The organism is Hydrogenophaga sp. BPS33, assembly GCF_009859475.1.
Classification (GTDB): Bacteria; Pseudomonadota; Gammaproteobacteria; order Burkholderiales; family Burkholderiaceae_C; genus Hydrogenophaga.
Genome location: NZ_CP044549.1, coordinates 3,183,213 through 3,204,744, shown reverse-complemented (window position 1 = coordinate 3,204,744; position 21,532 = coordinate 3,183,213). Strand labels below are relative to the sequence as shown.

Annotated in this window: 18 protein-coding genes; 3 read left to right on the top strand and 15 right to left on the bottom strand. The window is 66.7% G+C overall.

Annotated elements, in window-relative coordinates; all coding sequences use genetic code 11:
- Position 1: 1 nt before the first annotated feature.
- From F9K07_RS14745 to F9K07_RS14680, 14 genes are all read right to left on the bottom strand, one after another.
- The gene (locus F9K07_RS14745; RefSeq protein ID WP_159594148.1) at positions 2 to 2,392 is read right to left on the bottom strand and encodes a membrane-bound PQQ-dependent dehydrogenase, glucose/quinate/shikimate family; all 2,391 of its coding nucleotides are present in this window, start codon (positions 2,390 to 2,392) and stop codon (positions 2 to 4) included.
- Positions 2,393 to 2,593: 201 nt separating this feature from the next.
- On the bottom strand, positions 2,594 to 2,992 hold the full coding sequence (locus tag F9K07_RS14740; protein WP_159594147.1) for an SRPBCC family protein: 399 nt from the start codon (positions 2,990 to 2,992) through the stop codon (positions 2,594 to 2,596).
- 14 nt (positions 2,993 to 3,006) lie between these two features.
- Positions 3,007 to 3,888 (bottom strand): AraC family transcriptional regulator, encoded by an 882-nt coding sequence (locus tag F9K07_RS14735; protein ID WP_159594146.1) that lies wholly within the window; start codon positions 3,886 to 3,888, stop codon positions 3,007 to 3,009.
- On the bottom strand, positions 3,885 to 4,433 hold the full coding sequence (locus tag F9K07_RS14730; RefSeq protein ID WP_159594145.1) for a methylated-DNA--[protein]-cysteine S-methyltransferase: 549 nt from the start codon (positions 4,431 to 4,433) through the stop codon (positions 3,885 to 3,887). The genes F9K07_RS14735 and F9K07_RS14730 overlap by 4 nt, the downstream gene beginning before the upstream one ends.
- Positions 4,434 to 4,435: 2 nt before the next feature.
- Positions 4,436 to 5,341 (bottom strand): SDR family oxidoreductase, encoded by a 906-nt coding sequence (locus tag F9K07_RS14725; protein WP_159594144.1) that lies wholly within the window; start codon positions 5,339 to 5,341, stop codon positions 4,436 to 4,438.
- A 10-nt stretch (positions 5,342 to 5,351) separates the two neighbouring features.
- Complete coding sequence (locus tag F9K07_RS14720; protein WP_236581254.1) at positions 5,352 to 5,807, bottom strand: GNAT family N-acetyltransferase; 456 nt, start codon at positions 5,805 to 5,807, stop codon at positions 5,352 to 5,354.
- Positions 5,804 to 6,739, bottom strand: a complete 936-nt coding sequence (locus tag F9K07_RS14715) for a glutathione S-transferase family protein (protein ID WP_159594143.1) — start codon at positions 6,737 to 6,739, stop codon at positions 5,804 to 5,806. Before F9K07_RS14715 ends, F9K07_RS14720 begins: the two co-directional genes overlap by 4 nt.
- A 23-nt stretch (positions 6,740 to 6,762) precedes the next feature.
- Positions 6,763 to 8,406, bottom strand: coding sequence for an isovaleryl-CoA dehydrogenase (locus F9K07_RS14710; protein ID WP_159594142.1), 1,644 nt, complete (start codon positions 8,404 to 8,406; stop codon positions 6,763 to 6,765).
- A 19-nt stretch (positions 8,407 to 8,425) separates the two neighbouring features.
- Positions 8,426 to 9,442 carry an NADP-dependent oxidoreductase gene (locus F9K07_RS14705; protein WP_159594141.1) on the bottom strand — a complete coding sequence of 339 codons (1,017 nt, stop codon included), beginning with the start codon at positions 9,440 to 9,442 and terminating at the stop codon, positions 8,426 to 8,428.
- A 13-nt stretch (positions 9,443 to 9,455) separates the two neighbouring features.
- Entirely contained in the window at positions 9,456 to 9,884 is a 429-nt protein-coding gene (locus tag F9K07_RS14700) for a PaaI family thioesterase (RefSeq protein ID WP_159594140.1), read from the bottom strand.
- Positions 9,885 to 9,947: 63 nt separating this feature from the next.
- Entirely contained in the window at positions 9,948 to 10,739 is a 792-nt protein-coding gene (locus F9K07_RS14695) for an SDR family oxidoreductase (RefSeq protein WP_159594139.1), read from the bottom strand.
- Positions 10,740 to 10,757: 18 nt separating this feature from the next.
- Positions 10,758 to 12,695: an acyl-CoA dehydrogenase gene (locus tag F9K07_RS14690; RefSeq protein ID WP_159594138.1), complete on the bottom strand. Its 1,938-nt coding sequence runs from the start codon at positions 12,693 to 12,695 to the stop codon at positions 10,758 to 10,760.
- Between the two features lie 134 nt (positions 12,696 to 12,829).
- Entirely contained in the window at positions 12,830 to 14,005 is a 1,176-nt protein-coding gene (locus F9K07_RS14685; protein WP_159594137.1) for an acetyl-CoA C-acyltransferase, read from the bottom strand.
- Positions 14,006 to 14,040: 35 nt separating this feature from the next.
- Positions 14,041 to 16,152 (bottom strand): 3-hydroxyacyl-CoA dehydrogenase NAD-binding domain-containing protein, encoded by a 2,112-nt coding sequence (locus F9K07_RS14680; RefSeq protein ID WP_159594136.1) that lies wholly within the window; start codon positions 16,150 to 16,152, stop codon positions 14,041 to 14,043.
- 223 nt (positions 16,153 to 16,375) lie between these two features.
- Between F9K07_RS14680 and F9K07_RS14675 the strand changes: the two genes are divergently transcribed.
- Positions 16,376 to 18,172, top strand: a complete 1,797-nt coding sequence (locus tag F9K07_RS14675) for a sensor histidine kinase (RefSeq protein WP_159594135.1) — start codon at positions 16,376 to 16,378, stop codon at positions 18,170 to 18,172.
- Here F9K07_RS14675 and F9K07_RS14670 read toward each other — a convergent pair.
- Positions 18,167 to 18,703: a MarR family winged helix-turn-helix transcriptional regulator gene (locus F9K07_RS14670; protein WP_201451429.1), complete on the bottom strand. Its 537-nt coding sequence runs from the start codon at positions 18,701 to 18,703 to the stop codon at positions 18,167 to 18,169. The genes F9K07_RS14675 and F9K07_RS14670 overlap by 6 nt on opposite strands.
- A gap of 134 nt (positions 18,704 to 18,837) precedes the next feature.
- Between F9K07_RS14670 and F9K07_RS14665 the strand changes: the two genes are divergently transcribed.
- Positions 18,838 to 20,412, top strand: a complete 1,575-nt coding sequence (locus F9K07_RS14665; RefSeq protein WP_159594134.1) for an acyl-CoA carboxylase subunit beta — start codon at positions 18,838 to 18,840, stop codon at positions 20,410 to 20,412.
- A 113-nt stretch (positions 20,413 to 20,525) separates the two neighbouring features.
- A complete protein-coding gene (locus F9K07_RS14660) occupies positions 20,526 to 21,527 on the top strand; it encodes a Bug family tripartite tricarboxylate transporter substrate binding protein (protein ID WP_159594133.1) in 1,002 nt (333 codons plus the stop codon).
- Positions 21,528 to 21,532: the final 5 nt, after the last annotated feature.

The following is a 21,532-nucleotide window of genomic DNA, read 5'->3' as shown; positions in this document are numbered from 1 at the left end:
CTCAGCGCTTGAGCCGGTAGGCGATGACGTAGTCACCCCGGTCGGGCGACTGGCGCGAACCGCCGGCCGACATCACCACGTACTGCTGGCCGCTCTTGGGCGACACGTAGCTCATGGGCGTGGCCTGGCCGCCCACGGGCATGCGGCCTTTCCAGAGCTCCTTGCCGCTCAGCGTGTCGTAGGCGCGCAGGTAGTAGTCCTGCGTGCCACCGTAGAACGTCAGGCCGCCAGCGGTGGTGATCGGGCCACCCAGGGTGGGCATGCCCAGCGGCACCGGCACGCCGGCCTTTACGCCGCTCACCACGGCATCTTCGACCGTGCCGGCCGGGCGCTGCCAGACGATCTGCCGGGTCTTGAGGTCGATGCCGGTCACGGTGCCCCAGGCCGGCGCGTGGCAGGGAATGCCCAGCGGCGAGTTGAAGGCCTGCTGCGTGATGGCGTAAGGCGTGCCCGCCTGCGGGTGCATGCCCACGCCGTGGCTGAGCGTGATCTTCTTGTCGTCCACGTCCGCGCGCGGCACCAGGCGCACCAGCTGCGGCATGCGGATGTCGTTCACCACCAGGATGCCGTTGTGCTCGTCGATCGAGGCGCTGCCCCAGTTCATGCCACCGTAGTAGCCGGGGTAGATCAGGCTGGGCGTGGTCGTGGGCGGCGTGAACTCGCCTTCGTACCGCAGTTGCTTGAAGGCGATGCGGCAAGCCAGCTGGTCGAACCAGGTCGCGCCCCACATGCGGGCTTCGGACAGCGGCTCGGTGCCGATGGCGGGCATGCCCACCGAGTAAGGCTGGGTCTTGCTGGTCCAGTCGCCTTCCTGTCCGCCTTGCGGCACGGGCAGCTCCTTCACCTCGGCAATGGGTTTGCCGTCGCGGCGGTCGAGCATGAAGATCTGGCCGCGCTTGGTGATCTGGATCAGCGCGGGCACCTTGCCGCCCTGTCCATCGGGCACGTCGTACAGCGCGGGCTGCGCGGGCACGTCGTAGTCCCAGATGTCGTGGTGCACGGTCTGGAACTTCCAGCGTTCCTTGCCGGTGGTCACATCCACCGCCACGATGGACGACGAATATGCCTCCGAGGCCTTGGAGCGCTGCGCACCCCAGAAGTCGGGCGGGTTGTTGCCGGTGGGCAGGTAGATCAGGCCCAGTTCGTCGTCGAACGCGGGCGTGGACCACACGTTGGGCGTGCTGCGGGTGTAGCTCTCGCCGGGTGGCGGCAGCTTGGTGATGTTCGGATTGCCCAGGTCCCAGGCCCAGACCAGTTCGCCGGTGTCGGCGCTGAAGGCGCGCACCACGCCCGAAGGCTCGTCGATCTCACGGCCATCGAACACCCAGCCGCCGACTACCACCACGTTGCGCACCACGGTGGGCATGGAGGTCTGGAAGTAATACAGCGGCTTGACTTCGCCCATGCCTTGTTTCAGGTCGACGGTGCCACCGTTGCCGAAGCCGGCGCAGGGTTCGCCGGTCTTGGCGTCGAGCTGGATCATGCGCGCGTCCACCGTGGTGAGCACGATGCGTTGTGCGCAGGCCTGTGCCGGCGGGGAAGCCGGCACGTCGCCGATGCGGGCGGTCACGGTCGACGGTTCGTAGTAAGCCACGCCACGGCAACGGTTCCAGATCTTGGCATCGGCCTTGGGGTCGAACTTCCATTTCTGTTCGCCGGTATCGGCATCGAGCGCGATCACCTGGCTGTGCGGCGTGCACACGTACAGCGTGTCGCCGATCTGCGTGGGCGTGTTCTGGTTCTCAGAACCCGGGCCGGCGATGTCGCCGGTGCGGAAGGTCCAGGCCTCTTCCAACTGGTTGACGTTGGAGGTGTTGATCTGCGCGAACGGCGCGTAGCGCGTGCCGCTGGGGGTGCGGCCGTAGTACTGCCAGCGCGATTCGCCGCTCGCCGTGGGCGCGGCGCCCGCGCTGGCGCTCGCCGAACCTTCGATCACACCGTGAGGCACGAACATGGCTGCGCCGCCGGCGATCAGCAACACGGCCATGACCAGTGCGCCTCCCCAGGCGGGCGCGCGCGTGCGTCCGAACGACAGGCGCGGCAGCACCAGAAAGGCCAGCAGCGCGAGCACCAGCATCGGGGCAAGCCGTGGCACCAGCGGCCAGAAATCCAGCCCCACTTCGGCCAGCGACCACACCACCGTGCCGAAGAAGGCCGCAGCGAAGAGCCAGAAGCCGGCCATGCGGCGCGTGGCGTAAAGCAAGCCGCTGACCACCAGCGTCACGCCGGTGATGAGGTAGTACCAGGAGCCACCGAGGGTGGCCAGGCGCACGCCGCCTACGGCGAGCACCAGGCCGATGAGCAGCAGCACGACACCGAACAGGATCAGCGGCCAGCGCCCTCCTCCCTCGGGTGCTCGTGTGAGCGGTGTGTTCAGTTTGTGGTTGGCCATTCCTCATTTCCTTTCATTGTTATGGCGACAAACGGGTTGCGCGGCGATGGCAGCGCGGGTGCCTGCGGGCACCCCGAGCGTGGCGACACAATGGTGTTCGCCACGCTCTCTGTGCTGCATTGTGCAGATGCACCCACCGGCGTGCGCCGTGACCGCTCGAACCCCCTGTGCACAGGAGGCTTTTGGCTTCAAGAAGCCCCATCAGTCTTGGGCCTCCAGCGTGCGCTTCATCGTGGCGGCGCCTTGCTCCATCATGGTGTCGATGAAGCCGGCCATCCGGTTGGGCAGCACATCGGTGACCCACACGAAGCGCGTGCGCTGCGGACCTTCGGCGAACAGTTGCGCCGACGCGTTGTGGTGCCCCAGTGGCTCGCCGACGGCACTGTAGCTCAGGCGATGGGTCTGCTCGTCCAGTCCCACGAACAGCTCGCGCGCGACCATGCCGTTGGCGAAGGTCACGACGCGCGCGCCTTCCTCGGCGCGGCAGTCGCTGACGAAGCCGGGCGCCAGGCGCTGGTGCACGGCATGGAAGTCGCGCAACGCGTCCCAGACCTGCTCCAGGCGCGCTTCTACGACGAATTCTTTGACGATGGTGGCCATGGTGTGTGTCCTGTTCATGGGTGGATGAGGCGTCCATCGTCGATCAGGGCCGTCACGCGGTCTTGGAGAATCTTGCGGTCTTGTTTCGCGCCGGTTCGCGCGGCCTGGCGAAAGCCGCCCGGCGCAACGCCGGCCGCGCGGTGGAAGGTGCGCACGAAGTTGCTCAGGTCGGCAAAACCCACCTCCAGCGCCACCTCGGTCACGGGCCGGTCGCTGTCGGCCAGCAGCGACGCTGCGTGCCGCAACCGCGAGCGCACCAGGTATTGGTGTGGCGTGACGCCGAGCACACGCGAGAACAGCCTCAGAAAGTGAAACGGGCTCAAGGCGGCTTCGCTGGCCGCGCGGTCCAGGTCGATGTCTTCGTGCGAATGGGCGGCGATCCACATCGCGGCCTCCACGGCCCGGCGGCGGTCGCGCTCGGCCGCCGTTTGTGGCGCCAGTTGACGACCCGTCACGACCGCGACGAAACGGGACGCGAAGCACAGGCCGACTTCGTCCAGGCCGGCATCGTGGCGGCCACTGGCCACGGCCTGCGCGAGCTCCCCCAACACCATGAGCTCTGGCAACGGCGGCAGACCGCACGTGCGCCAGGTGGCCTTGTCGCCACCCAGCAGTTCCACGAAACCGGGGGAGAGGTGAAACGCGAGGCATTCGTCGCCGCAGACGTGGTGGTCGTGCGTGCACATGAACTCGTCGCCGGGGTGGCCCACCAGCACCGAGCCGGCCACCAGTTCGTAGGAGGCTCCACGCGCCCGGTAGCCGAAGGTTCCCTTGCGCACGTACGAGATCGAGTGCCCTTCGTGCAGTTCGGTGAACGGCCGCTCGACGGGGCCGGCGCTGCAGCGGTAATCGACCACCCGAACAGCGCCTGAGAGCAGTTCGGTGGCGGTGATCACCGACCTTCTCCGTCGAACAGATCCGGCTCGAGCGCGCCCTCGATCGCCAGCATGCGCAGCTTGGTGACCGCTCCACCCCCCGCGGAAAAACCACCGGGCCGGTTACCCGCCGCCAACACGCGGTGGCACGGCACGATGGGTGCGAACGGGTTGTGCCCCATGGCCTGGCCCACCGCGCGGGACAAACCCACGTCGCCGAGTTCGCGCGCGATCTCACCGTAGGTGCGGGTCTGGCCCGGCGGGATGGCGCGGGCGATGGCGTAGACCTGGCGCTGAAACGGCGTGAGCTTGGCCATGTCGAGTTCGATCTCCAGCAAGTCTCGCGCCTCGCCCTTGAGCAAGGCCTGCACGCCAGCGATGGCCGCCTGCACCGCGGCAGGCGGCTGGTCCACGGCCGGCAGCGGTGGCAAGCCCTTGAGCAGGCGTGCGCGGGTGCGCGGCGCGTCGGCTTCGGGCAACTGCACCGCCACCACGCCAGCCGGCCCCCAGGCGATGCCGCAGGTGCCGATGGCGGTGGGAAACAGCGTGTGGCCGCCCTCTCTCATGGTCAGCCCGCGCGCAGCGCCGCCCGCAGGCTTGCACCGATCTCGGGCCGCTCCAGGAAGGGGTCGGCCGGGTTGCTTTGGTTGACGATGCCTTCCATGCGCGAGCGCACGTTGCCCAGCGCGCGCGGGTGGCTGAAGATGTAGAACTGGTCTGCGCTGATCGCGTCGAACACACGCTGCGCCACCTCGGCGGCCGTGACCTTGCCCGAGCCCACGGCCTTGTCGGTCATGGCCTGCCCGATCAGCTGGCTTGACGTGGGCTTTTCATCGGCCATTGCGGCCGGGCGGTTGCGGTGGCTGGCGTTGATGCCGGTGGGCACGAAGTACGGGCACAACACGCTGGCGCTGACCTGGTCGCTCACCAGCTTCAGGTCCTGGTAGAGCGTCTCGGTCAGGCTCACCACCGCGTGCTTGCTGACGTTGTAGATGCCCATGTTGGGCGGCGTGAGCAGGCCGGCCATGCTGGCGGTGTTGACGATGTGGCCGCGCCACGCCGGGTCCTGCTTCGCGGCGGCGAGCATCATGGGGGTGAACAGGCGCACGCCATGGATCACGCCCCACACGTTCACGCCCAGCACCCACTCCCAGTCGCGCACCGAGTTCTCCCAGATCAGGCCCGCGGAGCCCACGCCCGCGTTGTTGAAGACGAAATGCGGCGCGCCAAACCGCTGCTGCACCTCAGCGGCCAGCGCCTCCATCTGCGCCTGGCTGGACACATCGACCCGCCGCGCGAGCACCGGCACGCCGGTGGCCTCCATCTCGGCGGTGGCCTTGTCCAGCGCGTCCTGCTGCACGTCCACCAGCACCAGGTTCATGCCGCGTTGCGCGCCGATGCGCGCCCATTCGAGGCCGAAACCCGAGCCTGCGCCGGTGAGCACTGCGGTCTTGCCTTGGAAGTCTTGGATCATGTGGGTCTCCTTATCGCTTGAGCATTTCGATGTGGTCGATGCCATCTTCGACGTAGAGCGCACCGTCAGGCTCGAAACCATGTTGTTGGTAGAACGCTTGCAGCCGCGCCTGCGCGCCGATGCGGATGGGCTGCGCGCCCCACAGGCCGTGCAGCGACCGCACGGCTTCGCGCATGAGCACGTGGCCCAGGCCGCCGCCTCGCGCGCCCGGAAAGGTCACCACGCGCCCAATGCTGGCCTCGCGGAATTTCAGGCCAGCGGGAACCAGGCGGGCGTAGGCGATGAGCTGGTCCGCGCGCTCGCCCAGCAGATGAAAACACAAGGCGTCGGCGCCGTCCATGTCCTGGAACAGACAGGTCTGCTCCATCACGAAGACCTCGGTGCGCAGTTGCAGCAAGGCGTAGAGCGTGCGGGCATGCAGGGCATCGAAAGGCAGGCAACGCCAGGCGATCGCAGGCGAGCTCAAGCGCGCACTTCCCTCAGCACATAGCCGATGCGCGGGAAATGCACGTGCAGCCGCCCTGCCCGCGCGTCGGTGCGCTCCAGCGTGTAGCGGGTGCGCGTGGCCGCGCGCAGGATGCCTTCGGTGGGCTCCTGGCCGAAGACTTCGGCCGCCACGGTGACACGGCTGCCCAGGTCGATGCCGTGCTCGTCCTGGAACGCGTCATCGGCCAGCGGCGCGGGCTGCGCGGCGGCGGCAACGGCAATGGCATCGGTGGACGTGATCTTGGACGACGTGCCATGGCCGATGGCCGCCATGCGGTCCAGCCACTCGGTCACGTGGGGCGTGGCCTCGAGAATGCCCGCCATGGCAGGGTTGATCACGCGGATGAACCACAAGGGGTGGTAGGCCGCGAAGTCGGCCACGCAGGGCGCCTGGCCGAGCAAGTAGGGTTGTTCCTCGACCATGGTGGAGAGGCGGCGCAGGTAACTGCGCAAGGCGGCGGTGGCGTCGCCCGCGCGCAGGTTGACCATGCCGGTGCGCATCGCGGCACGGTCGGCGGCGAAAGCCTGCCCCACTTCGGGTGCTTGTTTCGCAAACAGAGCAGCGGCGCCCTTGGGGCTCAAGGCATAACCCATGGCGGCCCAGAACAGGGTGCTGTCGGCCCACTGCGCCAGCACGCGCGCCACACCCTTCTGGTGTTCGGGGTACAGCGGCGGCGTGGGCTGGCGGTGTTCGAGCACGTCGCAGATCAAGGCCGTGTCGCAATAGATGTCGGCGCCGACCTGCAGGAGGGGCGTGCGCCGGTAGCCACCGGTAAGCGCGAGCACATCGGGCTTGGGCATGACGCTGGGGATGGTCACGCTCTGCCAGGAAAAACCTTTGTGGCCGAGCATCAGCCGCGCCTTCTCGGCGAACGGCGACATGGGGTAGTGATGGAGGATGAGGTCGGGCATGGGCATCGTGGTGTGAAAAGATGTCAGTGCGGCAAAGCGCGTTCGATGATGGCACCGACATCGACGCTGGCGCCGAGCGAGCCGAAGCTGTGGCCCCATTGACCGTCGAGGCGCGAATCGCAGAACGCGCTGAACACGGCGGCGGGGGCGGTCTGCGCCAGCAGCGCGGCCTGCACCGCCAGCGCCACGTCCTGCGCAAGCCGGCGTGCTTCCATTTCGGTGGCCATGGCTTCCACACGCAGCGGCAGCCGCTCGGCCAGGTGGTCCAACGCGCGGTGCATGCCGCGCGCGGGGGCGAGTTCGTGGGCCAGGGCGGCCGCGGTGTCGGCCTTGCGCAGTGCGCGCAGCAGGTCCAGCGCCATGATGTTGCCCGCGCCTTCCCAGATCGAGTTGAGCGGCATCTCGCGGTAGATGCGCGCCATCACGCCTTCGCCGCCCTCTTCCACATAACCATTGCCACCCAGGCATTCCATGGCTTCCTGCGCAAAGTGGCTGCCGCGCTTGCAGATCCAGAATTTGGCCACGGGCGTGAGCAGGCGCGTCATCACCTGCTCGTGCGGGTCGTCGATGCGGTCGAAGCTGTGCGCCAGGCGCAGTGCCAGCGCGGTGGATGCCTCGGATTCGAGCGCGAGATCGGCCAGCACGTTCTGCATCAGCGGCTGATCGATCAGCGCCTTGCCGAAAGCCTTGCGCTGGCGGGTGTGGTTGAGCGCGATGGAGAGTGCCTGGCGCATCAGGCCACTGGTGCCGAGCGCGCAATCGAGCCGCGTCATGGTGCCCATGGCAAGGATCTGCGGAATGCCGCGGCCTTCCTCGCCGACCAGCCAGGCGGTGGCGCCCACGAACTCCACTTCCGAGCTCGCGTTGGCCTTGTTGCCGAGTTTGTCCTTCAGGCGCTGGATGTAGAGCGCATTGAGCGTGCCATCGGGCAGCACGCGTGGCAGGAACAGGCAGCTCAGGCCGCTGGCGGTCTGCGCGAGGATGAGGAAGGCGTCGCACATGGGCGCCGAGAAGAACCACTTGTGGCCGGTGACGGCGTAGCGCTGGCCCCAGGCGTCGCGGCCGGCGGGCTCGGCGTGGGTGGTGTTGGCGCGCACGTCGGAGCCGCCTTGTTTCTCCGTCATGCCCATGCCCATGGTGAGACCGGCCTTGTCGCGCCAGACCTTGAGCACGGGGTCGTAGACACGGCTGGTGAGGCCGGGCGACCAGTCCTGGTGGATGGCGGCGTTGTCCCTGAGCGCGGGCGCGACCGCGTAGCTCATGGAGATGGGGCACAGAACCGAGGGTTCCAGTTCGGTGAAGAGCATGAAGCCGGCGGCCCGTTGGAGGTGCGCATTCGTGGCACCCTCACCCCAGGCCGCCCCATGCAAACCCGCGCCCACCGCCAGCGCCATCAGCGCGTGGTAGCTCGGGTGGAACTCCACCTGGTCGATGCGCTCGCCAAAACGGTTGTGCGTCTTGAGCAGCGGGGTGTGCACGTTGGCCAGCCGCGCATGCACCTGCATCTCGCCGCTGCCCACCACCGCGCCCAAGGCCTGCAGGGGCGCGGTGTTCAACGACGGCGCGTTGAACTTCAACGCCGCCTGCAGAGCCTGGTTGCCGTCGAACAGATTTACATCCACCAGCGGCTTGGGCTGGTTGAACACCTCGTGCGTGGCAGCGGCCATGGCGCGCTCCTTTAGGGCATCAAATCAACTTCACGAGTTGTTTGCCAAAGTTCCTGCCCTTGAGCAAACCCAAAAAGGCTTCGGGGGCGGATGCAAGTCCCTGCGCCACCGTCTCGCGCGGGCGCAGTTTGCCCGTGCCGACCAGCGTGCCGAGCTCGGTGAGCGCTTCGGGCCATACCTCCATGTGCTCGCTGACGATGAAGCCCTCGATCTTCAAGCGGTTGATCAGGATCAAGGCCGGGTTGGTCAGTGGCAACGGCTGGCCGTCGTAGCCGGCGATCATGCCGCAGACGGCGATGCGGCCGAAGGCGTTCATGCGCAGCAGCACGGCGTCGAGCACCATGCCGCCGACGTTCTCGAAGTAGCCGTCGATGCCGTTCGGGCATTCGGCCTTGAGGGCCTTGGCCAGCGAGTACGCGTCCTTGTGCAACTTGTAGTCGATGCAAGCGTCGAAACCGAGCTCTTCCACCGCGTACTTGCACTTGTCCGGTCCGCCGGCGATGCCCACCGCGCGGCAGCCACGCGCCTTGGCCAATGCGGCGAACGCGCTGCCCACCGCGCCCGTGGCCGCGCTCACCACCACGGTGTCGCCGGCCTTGGGGTTGATGATCTTGACCAGGCCATACCAGGCCGTCACGCCGGGCATGCCCACCGCACCCAGGTAGTGCGACAGCGGCACGTGGGTGGTATCCACCTTGCGCAGTGCGCCGGGCTGGTTCGCGTCGACCACGCTGTATTCCTGCCAGCCGCCCATGCCGACCACCTTGTCGCCGACCTGGTACTTCGGGTGTTTCGATTCGGCCACTTCACCGACCGTGCCGCCGATCATGACCTCGCCCAGGGGCTGCGAGGCCGCATAGCTCTTGCTGTCGTTCATGCGGCCGCGCATGTACGGGTCCAGGCTGAGGAAATGGTGGCGCACCAGCACCTGGCCATCGGTGAGCGCCGGCGTCTGGGCCGTGACCAGCTTGAAGTTGGCGGTCGTGGCTTCGCCTTCGGGGCGGTTGTCGAGCAGGATCTGGTGGTTGGTGGGCATGGTGTTCTCCGGGTCAATCGGTGGGAATGAGATTCAAAGGTTGGGTGCTGCGCGAACCCACTGGCAACTGCGGGACGTATTTGAAGGTACCGGTGGCGTGCGCGCAAAGTTGGCCCGACGCGTCCACGATACGCCCTTCCGTGAAGGCCATGGTGGCGGTGCGGTGCAGAACCTTGCCCAACGCCGTGAGGGGCCCTTTGGCAGCGCGAGGGAAGCTGGTCTTCATTTCGATCGTGACCACTCCCATCTTGAGTTCGAGCGAGCGCGCGGCATGGCCCATGGCCACATCCAGCAGGGTCATGCTCGCGCCGCCGTGCACCACGCTGAACGAGTTGTGGTGTTCTTCCCTGGGGTCGAAGCGCAGTTCGGACTCGCCGCCTTCGAATTTGTGCAGGGTGAAGCCCAGGTGCTGGACGAAGGGAATGTGAACGCTGAATTCCATGGTGTCGAAGGAGAGGTCATTGGTCTTGAGGCGTCGACGATAACCGCTCGACGCCGACCACGCTCAGCCCCCCGTGATCACGCTGACACCACCGTCCACCGCCAGCCATTGGCCCGTGATGTGCTTGCCGGCGTCGGACGCATAGAGCACCGTGATGCCCTTCAAGTCTTCGTCGTCGCCCAGGCGGCGCAGCGGCGCGTGCGAAGCGAGCTGTTCCTCGCCCATGGCCTTCAAGGTGCCCACGGTCATCTTGCTCGGGAAGAAGCCCGGGCAGATGGCATTGACGGTGATGCCGTACCGGCCCCACTCCGCGGCCAGCGCGCGGGTGAAGTTGATCACCGCCCCCTTGGAGGTGTTGTAGGCGATGGTGTGCATGCCCGGGGGATTGCCGCCCAGGCCGGCGATGGAGGCGGTGTTGAGGATGCGGCCCGACTTGCGCGCGATCATGCTGCGCTTGGCGATGGCCTGGCTCAGCAGGAAATAGCTGCGCACGTTGAGGTTCATGACCTTGTCCCAGGCGTCCACCGGGTGGTCTTCGGCCGGTGCGCCCCAGGCAGCGCCGGCGTTGTTGACCAGGATGTCGATGTCGCCCAGGCGCTGCAGGCTCTCGTCGGCCAGGCGTGCAATGTCTTCTTCCTTCGAGCAGTCGGCGGCAATCCAGCGCGCGTCGATGTTGGCGGCCTGCAATTCGGCCACCGCGCTCTCCAGGTCTTCGGCCTTGCGCGAACTCACCAGCACACGCGCACCGGCCTCGCCCAGCGCATGCGCCATCTGCAGGCCCAGGCCGCGCGAGCCACCGGTGATCAAGGCGGTTTTGCCCTTGAGGTCGAAGAGTTGGGTCACGGTTCGGGTCATGGACATGTCTCCTGTTTTTCAGAAAGCGGCTTCGGGAACGTCGGCACAAGTCTGGTCGCGCTGGCCCACCACCTGCAACCAGGCGCCGATTTTCGGCAGCTCATAGTGGAAAAAATAGCGCATCGCGGCCAGGCGCCCGGTGCGCGCGTTCGAGTCGGGGGCGGCCTGTGCGACCAGGGCCACGTCCAGCCAGATCCAGGCCAGCACCGTGTGGCCGAAGGCCTGCATGTACGGCACGGCGTTGGCCAGGGCGTCGGTGGGCTCGCCTGTGGCCCAGGCGGCCTTGGTGGCCTTGCCCACTTGCGCGAGCGCCTGGCCCAGGGCATTGGCGTGGGCGGCGAGTTCGGGGATGGGGATCGCGCGCTGGAGGGTGTCATTGATGCGCGCGGCCAGCAGGCTCAGGCCCTTGCCACCCTCCATCAGCACCTTGCGGCCCAGCAGGTCCATCGCCTGGATGCCGTGCGTGCCTTCGTGGATCATGTTCAGGCGGTTGTCGCGCCAGTACTGCTCCACCGGGAAGTCGCGTGTGTAGCCATAGCCACCGTGGATCTGGATGGCGAGCGAATTGGCTTCCAGGCACCATTCGCTCGGCCAGCTTTTCGCGATCGGCGTGAGCACTTCGAGCAGCAACCGCGCGTCGTCCGCCGTGGCGGCGTCGCCCGTGTGCTGTTCGTCCACCAGTCGGGCGCAGTACAGCTCCAGCGCGAGCGCGCCCTCGCAATACGCCTTCTGCGCCAGCAGCATGCGCTTGACGTCGGCGTGTTCGATGATGCGCACGGGTGCCTGGGCCGGGTCCTTGCCGCCCGGGCCCATGGGGCGGCCTTGTGGGCGGTTCTTCGCATAGTCCAGGCTGGCGTGGTAGCCGGCCATGCCCAACATGGTGGCGGCCATGCCCACGCCGATGCGGGCCTCGTTCATCATGTGGAACATGCAGTGCAGGCCTTTGCCGGCTTCGCCCACGAGGTAGCCCACGGCGCCGGCTTCGCCGTTCACGGGGTACCTGCCTTCGCCGAAGTTGAGCAGCGTGTTGGTGGTGCCGCGCCAGCCGCACTTGTGGTTCAGGCCGGCCAGGGCCACGTCGTTGCGTTGCGTCAGTTGGACGCGCAGACCCTCACCCCTACCCTCTCCCGCAAGCGGGAGAGGGGGGAAGGCACGGTCTTCGGACAGAAGGGCATTTGCTCCCTCTCCCGCCTGCGGGAGAGGGTTGGGGTGAGGGTCTTCGAGCGCCACCAACCACTTCGGCACGATGAACAACGAAATGCCGCGCGTGCCGGGCACCAGCCTGCCACTCTCGTCCGGAATCTTCGCCAGCACCAGGTGGATGATGTTTTCGGTGAGCTCGTGCTCGCCGGCCGAGATCCACATCTTGTTGCCCTTGAGCCGGTAACGTGGCCCCAGCGGGTCGTCGGCGAAATCGGCACCGTCCGGCACGGCGCGCGTGGCCACGTCGCTCAACGACGAGCCCGCCTGCGGTTCGGACAGGCACATCGTGCCCGAGAAGCGGCCGCTGAATTCGTTGAGGGCAAACACCCTCTTCTGCGCCTCGGTGCCATGCGCCATCAGCAGGTTGGCATTGCCAATGGTGAGCATGCCGCTGCCGATGCTGACCGAGGCCATGGCAAAGAACGCATTGGCCGCCGCCTCCACCGTGTAGGGCAACTGCATGCCGCCCACTTCGTAGTCTTGCGCGGCGCTGAGCATGCCGCTCTCGGCATAGGCTTTCTGCGCGTCGTGCGTGGCCTGGGGGAGCACCACCTTGTCGCCGTCGACGTACGGTTCCTGCGCGTCCACCACGCGGTTGAACGGCGCGTACTTCTCACGCGCGATGCGCTCGCAGGTGTCAAGCACCGCGTCAAACGTCTCGCGGCTGTGGTCGGCGAAACGCGCGCGCGCGTTCAGCGACGGCACATCCAGCCACTCGTACAGCAGAAAATCGACCGTGGGGCGCAATGACATGAATCCCTTCCAGAACAATCCACGAAGCCGGAGCGCGTGACCCCATCCAGAGATGCCGCGGATCCGGCTCCGCCGGTCCTAGGCATCGCCCCCCGAGGGGGGTGACGCCGAAGGCGGCGCGGGGGGCGTGCTCGTCAGAGCACTTCGAATACCCCGGCGGCACCCATGCCACCACCAATGCACATCGTCACGCAGACGCGCTTGGCGCCGCGGCGCTTGCCTTCGATCAGCGCGTGGCCGGTCAGGCGCTGGCCCGACACGCCATAGGGGTGGCCCACGGCGATCGCGCCACCATTGACGTTCAAGCGGTCACCCGGAATGCCCAGCTTGTCGCGGCAGTAGATCACCTGCACCGCAAAGGCTTCGTTGAGCTCCCACAGGTCGATGTCGTCCATCTTCAGCCCCAGGCGCTTGAGCACCTTGGGAATGGCGAACACCGGGCCGATGCCCATTTCATCGGGCTCGCAACCGGCGACCGCGAAACCGAGGAATCGACCCAGCGGTTTGAGGCCGCGCTTCTCGGCCAGGGTTTCGTTCATCACCACGCAGGCTCCACCACCATCGCTGAACTGGCTGGCGTTGCCAGCGGAGATCAGCCCACCAGGCATGGCCGGGCGGATGCCGCTGATGCCTTCCTGGGTGGTGCCGGCACGGATGCCTTCGTCGTTCTCCACCGTCACCTGCTTCGTGGTCAGGCCCATGACTTTGTCGGCCACGCCGGCGGTCACGGTGATGGGCGCGATCTCGGCCTTGAACAGCCCGGCTTCCAGCGCGGCCGTGGCCTTCTGCTGGCTGGCCGCGCCGTACTCGTCCATGGCGTCGCGCCCGATGTTGTAGCGCTTGGCCACCTGCTCGGCGGTCTGCAGCATGTTCCAGTAGATCTCGGGCTTGTGCTTCACCAGCCACGGGTCGGCCAGCATGTGGGTGTTCATTTCCTGCTGCACGCAGGAAATGCTCTCCACGCCACCGGCCACGTACACGTCGCCTTCGTTGGCGATGATGCGCTGCGCCGCCATGGCGATGGTCTGCAGACCCGAAGAGCAGAAGCGGTTGACGGTGACGCCCGAGGTGGTGATGGGCAGGCCCGCGCGCAGCGCGATCTGGCGCGCGATGTTGGCCCCCGTGGCGCCCTCGGGGTTGGCGCAGCCCATGAGGACGTCGTCGACTTCGGCGGCGTCGATACCGGCGCGCTGCACGGCGTGCTGCACCGCGTGGCCGCCGAGCGTGGCGCCGTGGGTCATGTTGAAGGCGCCCTTCCAGCTCTTGGCCAGGGGCGTGCGGGCGGTGGAAACGATGACGGCGTTGGTCATGGAATGTTCTCCTGTTCGGTCTTGTGTGGGTGGGATCAGTTGAAGGTTTTTCCCTCAGCGACCAAACGTTGGAGCAGCGGCGCCGGCTCCCAGAACTTCGCGTCGTCCAGCGGATTCTTCGCAAAGCGTTTCATGCTCTGCACCACGTTGAACAGGCCCACGGTGTCCGCGTAGATCATCGGGCCGCCGCGGTGGATCGGGAAGCCGTAGCCAAAGATGTAGACCACGTCGATGTCGCTGGCCTTGTTGGCGATGCCCTCTTCCAGGATGTGCGCGGCTTCGTTCACCAGCGAGTACACCAGGCGCTGCACGATCTCCTCGTCGGAGATCTTGCGCGGCGTGATGCCGAGGGACTTGCGGTGTTCCTCGATCATCTTCACCACCTCGGCATTGGGAATCGCGTCGCGCTTGCCCGGTACGTAGTCGTACCAGCCCGCGCCGGTCTTCTGCCCGAAGCGCCCCTTCTCGCACAGCAGGTCGGCGGTCTTGCTGTACTTCATGTCGGGCTTTTCCACATACCGGCGCTTGCGGATCGCCCAGCCGATGTCGTTGCCGGCCAGGTCGCCCATGCGGAACGGACCCATCGCGAAGCCGAACTTCTCGATCGCCTTGTCCACCTGCTCGGGCGTGCAGCCCTCGTCGAGCAGGAAGCCGCCCTGGCGGCCGTATTGCTCGACCATGCGGTTGCCGATGAAGCCGTCGCACACGCCCGAGACCACGGCGGTCTTCTTGATCTTCTTGGCCAGGGCCATCACGGTGGCCAGCACGTCCTTGGCGGTCTTGTCGCCGCGCACCACCTCCAGCAGCTTCATCACGTTGGCCGGGCTGAAGAAGTGCAGGCCCACCACGTCCTGCGGGCGTTTCGTGAAGCCGGCGATCTGGTTCACGTCCAGCGTGGAGGTGTTGGACGCGAGGATCGCACCCGGCTTCATCACGCGGTCGAGTTCCTTGAACACCTTTTCCTTCACGCCGATCTCTTCGAACACGGCCTCGATCACGAGGTCGGCCGAACCGATGTCGTCGTAGCTGAGCGTGGTGGTGAGCAAGGCCATGCGCTGTTCGTACTTGTCCTGCTTGAGCTTGCCCTTCTTCACCTGGGCTTCGTAGTTCTTGCGGATGGTCGCGATGCCGCGGTCCAGCGCTTCCTGCTTCATCTCCAGGATCTTCACCGGGATGCCGGCGTTGAGGAAGTTCATGGCAATGCCGCCGCCCATGGTGCCCGCGCCAATGATGGCCACCGAAGCGATCTCGCGCCTGGGCGTGTCTTCGGGCACATCCGGGATCTTGCCGGCGGCGCGCTCGGCGGTGAACAGGTGGCGCAGCGCGCGGCATTCGGGCGTCCACATCAGGTTGATGAAGATCTCGCGCTCGAACACCATGCCGTCGTCGAACTTCTTCTTGGTCGCGGCCTCCACCGCGTCCACGCATTTGGCTGGCGCCGGGAAGTTCTTCGCCATGCCCTTGACCATGTTGCGCGCGAACTGGAAATAGGCATCGCCCTGCGGGTGTTTGCACGGCAGGTTGCGCACCTTGGGCAAGGCGCTGCCGTCGGCGTGCTTCGTGGCCATTTCGCGGGCCAGGGCCAGCGCTTCCTCGGCCAGGCTTTCGGGCGCCGCGGCGATCTTGTCGAACAGCTTCTGGCCGGGTACCTGGGCCAGCAGTTCGCTCTTGACCGGCTCACCGCTCACGATCATGTTCAGCGCCGGCTCCACGCCCAGGGCGCGCGGCAGGCGCTGCGTACCACCGGCACCGGGGATCAGGCCGAGCTTCACTTCGGGCAGTGCCACGCTGGTGCCGGGCGCGGCAATGCGGTAGTGGCAACCCAGCGCCAACTCCAGGCCACCGCCCATGCACACCGAATGGATCGCGGCAACCACCGGCTTGGCGGCGTTCTCCACCGCCAGGATCACCGACAGCAGGTTGGGCTCGGCCAGGGCCTTGGGCGTGCCGAACTCGCGGATGTCCGCGCCGCCCGAGAACGCCTTGCCCGCGCCCGTGAGCACGATGGCCTTGACCGCCGGGTCGGCTTCCGCCTTCGCCAGGCTGTCGGTGATGCCCTGGCGGGTCGCCAGTCCCAGGCCGTTGACCGGCGGGTTGTTCATGGTGATGACGGCCACATCGCCGTGGACCTGGTACTCAGCGGTCATGGAATCTCCTGGGTGTGTCGGCGGTCAAGGACCGCCGCATGGTCATGAAAAGAACGACCGTTCGATTCTAGAAAGTTTGTGCAGCGCCGCAAGAGGCAGGTGTCACCGGCTTGTCTCCATCCACACACCGGTCCCAATGGCCGCCTGCGGCGCACATCGTGCCATACAGATGCCGGTAGGGGCCTATCATTCCCAGTCCAGTGAAAGCGATACATCGGCGCTCATGAATTTCAAGCATCTGCTGGAGCTATCGTCGGAAATCTGGCTGTGCGCCTCGGGCGGCAGAATCTCCTTTGCGAACTGCGCGGCGCACCAGTTCCTGGCCCCCGCCATGCCCCACGTCTACCTTGTGGGCATGGCCTTGTCCGATCTGGGCTGGGAGGGCATCGGGCGGCACACCGTGTCGCCCTGCTCCGTGGTCACCCGGCGCTGCGATGGCTCGACGGTCTCCACCGAACTGCGACTGGCGCACGACGACGACGCCGGCGAAATGGTGATCCGCGTGTCGATGGCTGCGCCCGCCTCCGACGTGGACGCGCCACCCAGCCCTTCGCAACACCTGGAGCGTCTCGTGCGCGCGCTCGATCTCTGCCCCGACGGCATGCTGCTGATCCGCCCGGCGACCTGGACCATCCTGGATGCCAATGAAGTGGCCTGCCGCATGCTGCGGCACACCCGCGAGCAGCTCATCGGCGCGCAACCCTATGGGCCGTGGTGGGAGTACCTGGACCGCGAGGCCATCGAGCGCGATTTCCGCAAGCTCATAGGGCAGTACCCGCAGCCCCTGATCTCCGAGGTTCAGGGCTACCACAGGCAGGGCTACCGCTGTCCGGTCGAACTGACCAAGCACGCGTTCCAGATGGGCGAAGAATGGATCGTGGCGGTCACGATGCGGGACCTGGCCGAGCGCCTGTTCGCCCAGCAGCAGATCGAGCAGATGCGCCTGGCCGTGAACGAGGCGGTGGACGGCGTGTACATGATCGACCCGCAAAGTCTGGAGTACGTCGACCTCAACGAAGGCGCCGGCAAGCTCTACGGCACCGACCGCAAGACCTTGCTCGCGCGCGGCTTGAAGTGGGTCATGAAAGAGGCCAACGTCGAGGAAGCGGAGTTGCGGGAGGTCTACGCCGAACTGATCCGCAACTACCCGCTTTCGCTCACCAACGAACGCCAGTTGCGGCGCGACGACGGCAGCATCACCACCATCGAGTCGACCCGTCGCGCCGTGTACCTGCACGACCGCTGGCTGATCGCCAGCGTGGCGCGCGACATCTCCCAGCGCAAGGCCGCGGAAGAAGAGATCCGGCGGCGCATGGCCGAGCTCGCGCGCTCCAACCTGGATCTGGAGCAGTTCGCCTACGTCACCTCACACGACCTGATGGAGCCGCTGCGCATGATGTCCAGCTACGCCCAACTGATCAAACGGCGCTACGCGGACCGGCTGGACAGCGAAGGGCTCGAGTTCATCGAGTTCATCCTCGGTGGCGCGCAACGCATGCGCCTGCTGATCGATGCGCTGCTCCTGTACTCCCGAGCAGGCCGCGCGACCACCCAGATGAAGCCACTGGCGCTCGACGATGCGTTGAACGACGCCCTGGCGAATCTGGCCAAGGCCGTGAGCGACAGCGAGGTGCGGATCGTGCGCACGCCACTGCCCTCGGTGGTAGCGGACCCGATCGGCATGATGCAGCTATTCCAGAACCTGATAGGCAACGCGCTCAAGTTCCGCAGCGAGACCGACCCGCAGGTGCGCATCCGGATCCAGGACCTGGAAACACACTGGCAGATCTCCGTGGAAGACAACGGCATCGGCATCGCGCCAGAGTTCTTCGACCGCATCTTCCAGGCCTTCCAGCGCCTGCACACGCGCAGTACCTACGAAGGTGCGGGCATTGGCCTGTCCATCTGCAAGAAGATCGTGGAGCGCCATGGCGGGCACATCTGGGTGGAGTCGCGCCCCGGCGAAGGCACGGCATTCCACTTCACACTGCCCAAACAAAAGGCAGCGGAGGATTCATAGCCCTTTCTTCCCGCCCCGGGAGCGGTGCTTGGCGACCGCGCCAGGCGCTGCTGCGTCGTCGACGATCAGGCGCAAGGCTCTGCGGACCTCGGGGAACAGGTCTGGCCCGATGAGCGCTTCGTAGTGTTTTTCGATCCGGGCCACCACGCGGTACGTTTGCGCCAGTTGCCGCAAGCCCTCGGCCGTGATGCTGACCCGCCACGCACGTCCGTCGCTTTCATCGGGGGTGCGCATGAGCAGACCGTTGAGCTCGTACTCCTTGACGATTTTTCCGATGGCTTGTTTGGTCACGCCGGCGCGCTCGGCCAGATCGGTGTTGCGCGTGCCTTCGGCGTCGATGTAGGGGGAGAGGCTGAGGAAGGCGGCAGGCAGTTCCGGCTTGCCCTGGTCGCGCAGTTCCTGCGTCACCCGGCGCATGAAACTCTTGCGCGCCAGCAGCAGCAAGCGCCCGATGGCGTTGGCCCGAACGACGGCCAGCTTGTCGGTAGAGGATGCTGTTCTGGAAGTTTTCGACGGCGAGGATGAAGGCATGCGCAGAGTCTAGCGCGCAGGTGGATGAGCGCATATAGTAAACATGGTTGACCAATTGAGGACATGCCTGCATACTGCGGATGCGCTTGCAGGAGACGGCAGGCAAAACCATCGAAACGTTTGAGGAACCACGCATGACACACCCCTCTTCCGAATGGCAGCCCGAGCTCGACGAGATGGCGCAGCGCCGGGCCGGCGCGGCCGCACACGGCGGCGAAGAAGCCGTCGCCCGGCTGCGGGCCGCGGGCAAACGCACGGCAAGAGAACATCTGCTCGCCATCGCCGACCCGGGCAGCTTTCGCGAACTGGGCATGCTGGCGGGCAAAGGCCGGTACGGCGCACAGGGCCAGCTGGAGTCGTTCACGCCGTCGAACCACGTCATGGGGCTGGCCCATCTGAACGGCCGCCGCACCGTGGTCATCGCCGACGACTCCTCGATCCGTGGCGGCTCGTCCGAGGCGGCGGTCTCCGAGAAGTGGATCTACGCAGACCGCTACGCCAACGAGTACAAGCTGCCGCTGGTGCGCTTCGTCGACACGGCCGGCGGCAGCGTGAAGCTGCTGCAGCAAATGGGGCACACAAAGATTCCGGGCTACGCGCTCCTGCCTTCGCAGGCGCTTCTGGGCGAAGTGCCGGTGGTCGGTGTGGCCGTCGGGGCCTGTGCCGGCCTGGGAGCATTGCGCGTGGCCACCGCGCATTTCACCGTCATGGTGCGCGGCCAGAGCCAGGTGTTCGCCGCCGGGCCGCCTGTGGTCAAACAGGCGTTGGGCATCGACATTGACAAGGAAGCCCTGGGCGGCGCCGACGTGCACCGCGAAAGCGGACTGGTGAACAACATCGCGAACTCGCAGGACGACGCGTTCGAGATGGTGCGCAAGTTCCTATCGTACATGCCCGCCAACGTATGGGAGCAGCCCTCAAGAGGCGCAACGGCCGACGACCCCCATCGCGAAGAGCCCTGGCTCAACGATGCGATTCCGCGCAACCGGCGCAAGACCTTCGCGCCGCTGCCCATTCTCAAGGCCATCTTCGACACGGACTCCGTCTTCGAGATCTCGCCGCAATACGGCCGCTCCACCGTGACCGCGCTGGCGCGCCTGCACGGCTACCCGGTCGGCGTGATCACGAACAACCCCGCCATCATGGGCGGCGCCCTCACTGCCGCCGCCGCCCGCAAGCTGGAGCGCTTCGTCGACATGTGCGACACCTTCCACCTGCCCATCGTCAACCTGCCCGACCAACCGGGCACCATGACCGGCCCGAACGCCGAACGCGAAGGCACGATGATCGCCACGCTCAAGGCCTCGGCGGCCATCGAGCAATCCACCGTGCCCTGGATCTCCGTGGTGCTGCGGCGCACCTTCGGCCTGGCCGGCAGCATGCTCGGGCCGTGGGTCGGTCCTTCGGGCACGGCGCTGCCGCACCGCTTCGGCTGGCCCTCCGCGCGCTGGGGCTCGATCCCCATCGAAGGCGGCGTCGCCGCGGCCTTCAAGCGCGAGATCGAGGCGTCGGACGATCCGCAGAAAACGCGCGACGAACTCGAAGCCAGCTTCGCACCGCTGGGCTCGCCCTACCGCACAGCCGAACGCTTTGGCGTGGTGGACATCATCGAACCCGCCCAGACCCGCAGCCTGCTGTGCGACTGGGTGGGCGACGCCTACCGCAAGACGCAGCGCAACCTCGGACCCAAGTTGCGCCCGATGCGCTGATTTTTTTTACCCACATGGTAAACCTGGTTGACCACATAGGTGGGCAACCCCATACTGGCATCGCCCTCATGCGGACCGTCATTTCCCCACCGACATCCAACAGGAGACAAGACATGGCATTCCCCAGCAGACGACAGGTTCTCGGCACCCTGGGTGCGTTCGGCACCATGGGCACGCTTGGCGCGGGCCTGTGGCCCGGCGTGGCCGGCGCGCAGGCCTACCCTTCCCGCCCGATCCAGGTCGTGGTCGGCTATCCGCCGGGCAGCGCCACCGACTTCATCGCGCGTCTGCTCGGGCCGAAGATGTCCGAAAGCATGGGGCAACCCTTGGTGATCGAGAACAAGCCCGGCGCCAGCGGCGTTCTCGCGGCCACGACGGTTGCGCGCATGGCGGGCGACGGCTACACCATCATGGCCACGGTGCCCGGCTCGACCACGGCGGCCCGTGCGATCTTCAAGGACAAGCTGCAGTACTCCCCCGAAAACGATCTGATTCCGATCGGCCTGGTCGGCGTGTCGCCCCTGGTGCTCATCACGCTGCCGACCTCCGGCATCAAGACGGCGGCGGACTTCCTGGCCCAGGCCAAGTCCACGCCGGGCGGACTCAACATCGGTTCGTACGGCGTGGGATCGCCCTCGCATTTCGCGATCGAGACGCTGCGGGCCCACTCGAAAATCCCCCTGGTCCATGTGCCCCACAGCGGTCCGGCCGCGATGCAGACCGCCTTGCTGTCCTCCGTCGTTCCCGTCGCCATCGACTCGATCACCTCGGCCCTGCCGCTGATCAAATCGGGCCGCGTGGTTCCGCTGGCGGTGACCGCCGCGAAGCGCAACGCCTCGTTGCCCGATGTGATGACCGCCGCCGAGGCGGGCCTGGGCACGGTGGAAACGGCGGGCTGGGTGGGCTTTCACGCGCCCAAGGGGACGCCCCCGGAGATCGTGCAGAGGCTCAATGCCGAACTCAACCGCGCGCTCGCGCTGCCCGACGTGCGCCAGCAACTGGGCACGCGCATGGACATCGTGGGCGGCAGTTCGGCGTCCTTCGCGACCTTCATCAAGACCGAGACCGATCGCCTGAACAAGCTGACGCAGGACGCCAAGCTCTCTTTCGAGTAAGGGCG

What these genes read in the sequence shown, in the direction of transcription:
- F9K07_RS14745 (WP_159594148.1), bottom strand. Translation starts at nt 2,392, where the DNA reads ATGGCCAACCACAAACTGAACACACCGCTCACACGAGCACCCGAGGGA.
- F9K07_RS14740 (WP_159594147.1), bottom strand. Translation starts at nt 2,992, where the DNA reads ATGGCCACCATCGTCAAAGAATTCGTCGTAGAAGCGCGCCTGGAGCAG.
- F9K07_RS14730 (WP_159594145.1), bottom strand. Translation starts at nt 4,433, where the DNA reads ATGAGAGAGGGCGGCCACACGCTGTTTCCCACCGCCATCGGCACCTGC.
- F9K07_RS14725 (WP_159594144.1), bottom strand. Translation starts at nt 5,341, where the DNA reads ATGATCCAAGACTTCCAAGGCAAGACCGCAGTGCTCACCGGCGCAGGC.
- F9K07_RS14715 (WP_159594143.1), bottom strand. Translation starts at nt 6,739, where the DNA reads ATGCCCGACCTCATCCTCCATCACTACCCCATGTCGCCGTTCGCCGAG.
- F9K07_RS14710 (WP_159594142.1), bottom strand. Translation starts at nt 8,406, where the DNA reads ATGGCCGCTGCCACGCACGAGGTGTTCAACCAGCCCAAGCCGCTGGTG.
- F9K07_RS14705 (WP_159594141.1), bottom strand. Translation starts at nt 9,442, where the DNA reads ATGCCCACCAACCACCAGATCCTGCTCGACAACCGCCCCGAAGGCGAA.
- F9K07_RS14700 (WP_159594140.1), bottom strand. Translation starts at nt 9,884, where the DNA reads ATGGAATTCAGCGTTCACATTCCCTTCGTCCAGCACCTGGGCTTCACC.
- F9K07_RS14695 (WP_159594139.1), bottom strand. Translation starts at nt 10,739, where the DNA reads ATGACCCGAACCGTGACCCAACTCTTCGACCTCAAGGGCAAAACCGCC.
- F9K07_RS14690 (WP_159594138.1), bottom strand. Translation starts at nt 12,695, where the DNA reads ATGTCATTGCGCCCCACGGTCGATTTTCTGCTGTACGAGTGGCTGGAT.
- F9K07_RS14685 (WP_159594137.1), bottom strand. Translation starts at nt 14,005, where the DNA reads ATGACCAACGCCGTCATCGTTTCCACCGCCCGCACGCCCCTGGCCAAG.
- F9K07_RS14680 (WP_159594136.1), bottom strand. Translation starts at nt 16,152, where the DNA reads ATGACCGCTGAGTACCAGGTCCACGGCGATGTGGCCGTCATCACCATG.
- F9K07_RS14675 (WP_159594135.1), top strand. Translation starts at nt 16,376, where the DNA reads ATGAATTTCAAGCATCTGCTGGAGCTATCGTCGGAAATCTGGCTGTGC.
- F9K07_RS14670 (WP_201451429.1), bottom strand. Translation starts at nt 18,703, where the DNA reads ATGCCTTCATCCTCGCCGTCGAAAACTTCCAGAACAGCATCCTCTACC.
- F9K07_RS14665 (WP_159594134.1), top strand. Translation starts at nt 18,838, where the DNA reads ATGACACACCCCTCTTCCGAATGGCAGCCCGAGCTCGACGAGATGGCG.
- F9K07_RS14660 (WP_159594133.1), top strand. Translation starts at nt 20,526, where the DNA reads ATGGCATTCCCCAGCAGACGACAGGTTCTCGGCACCCTGGGTGCGTTC.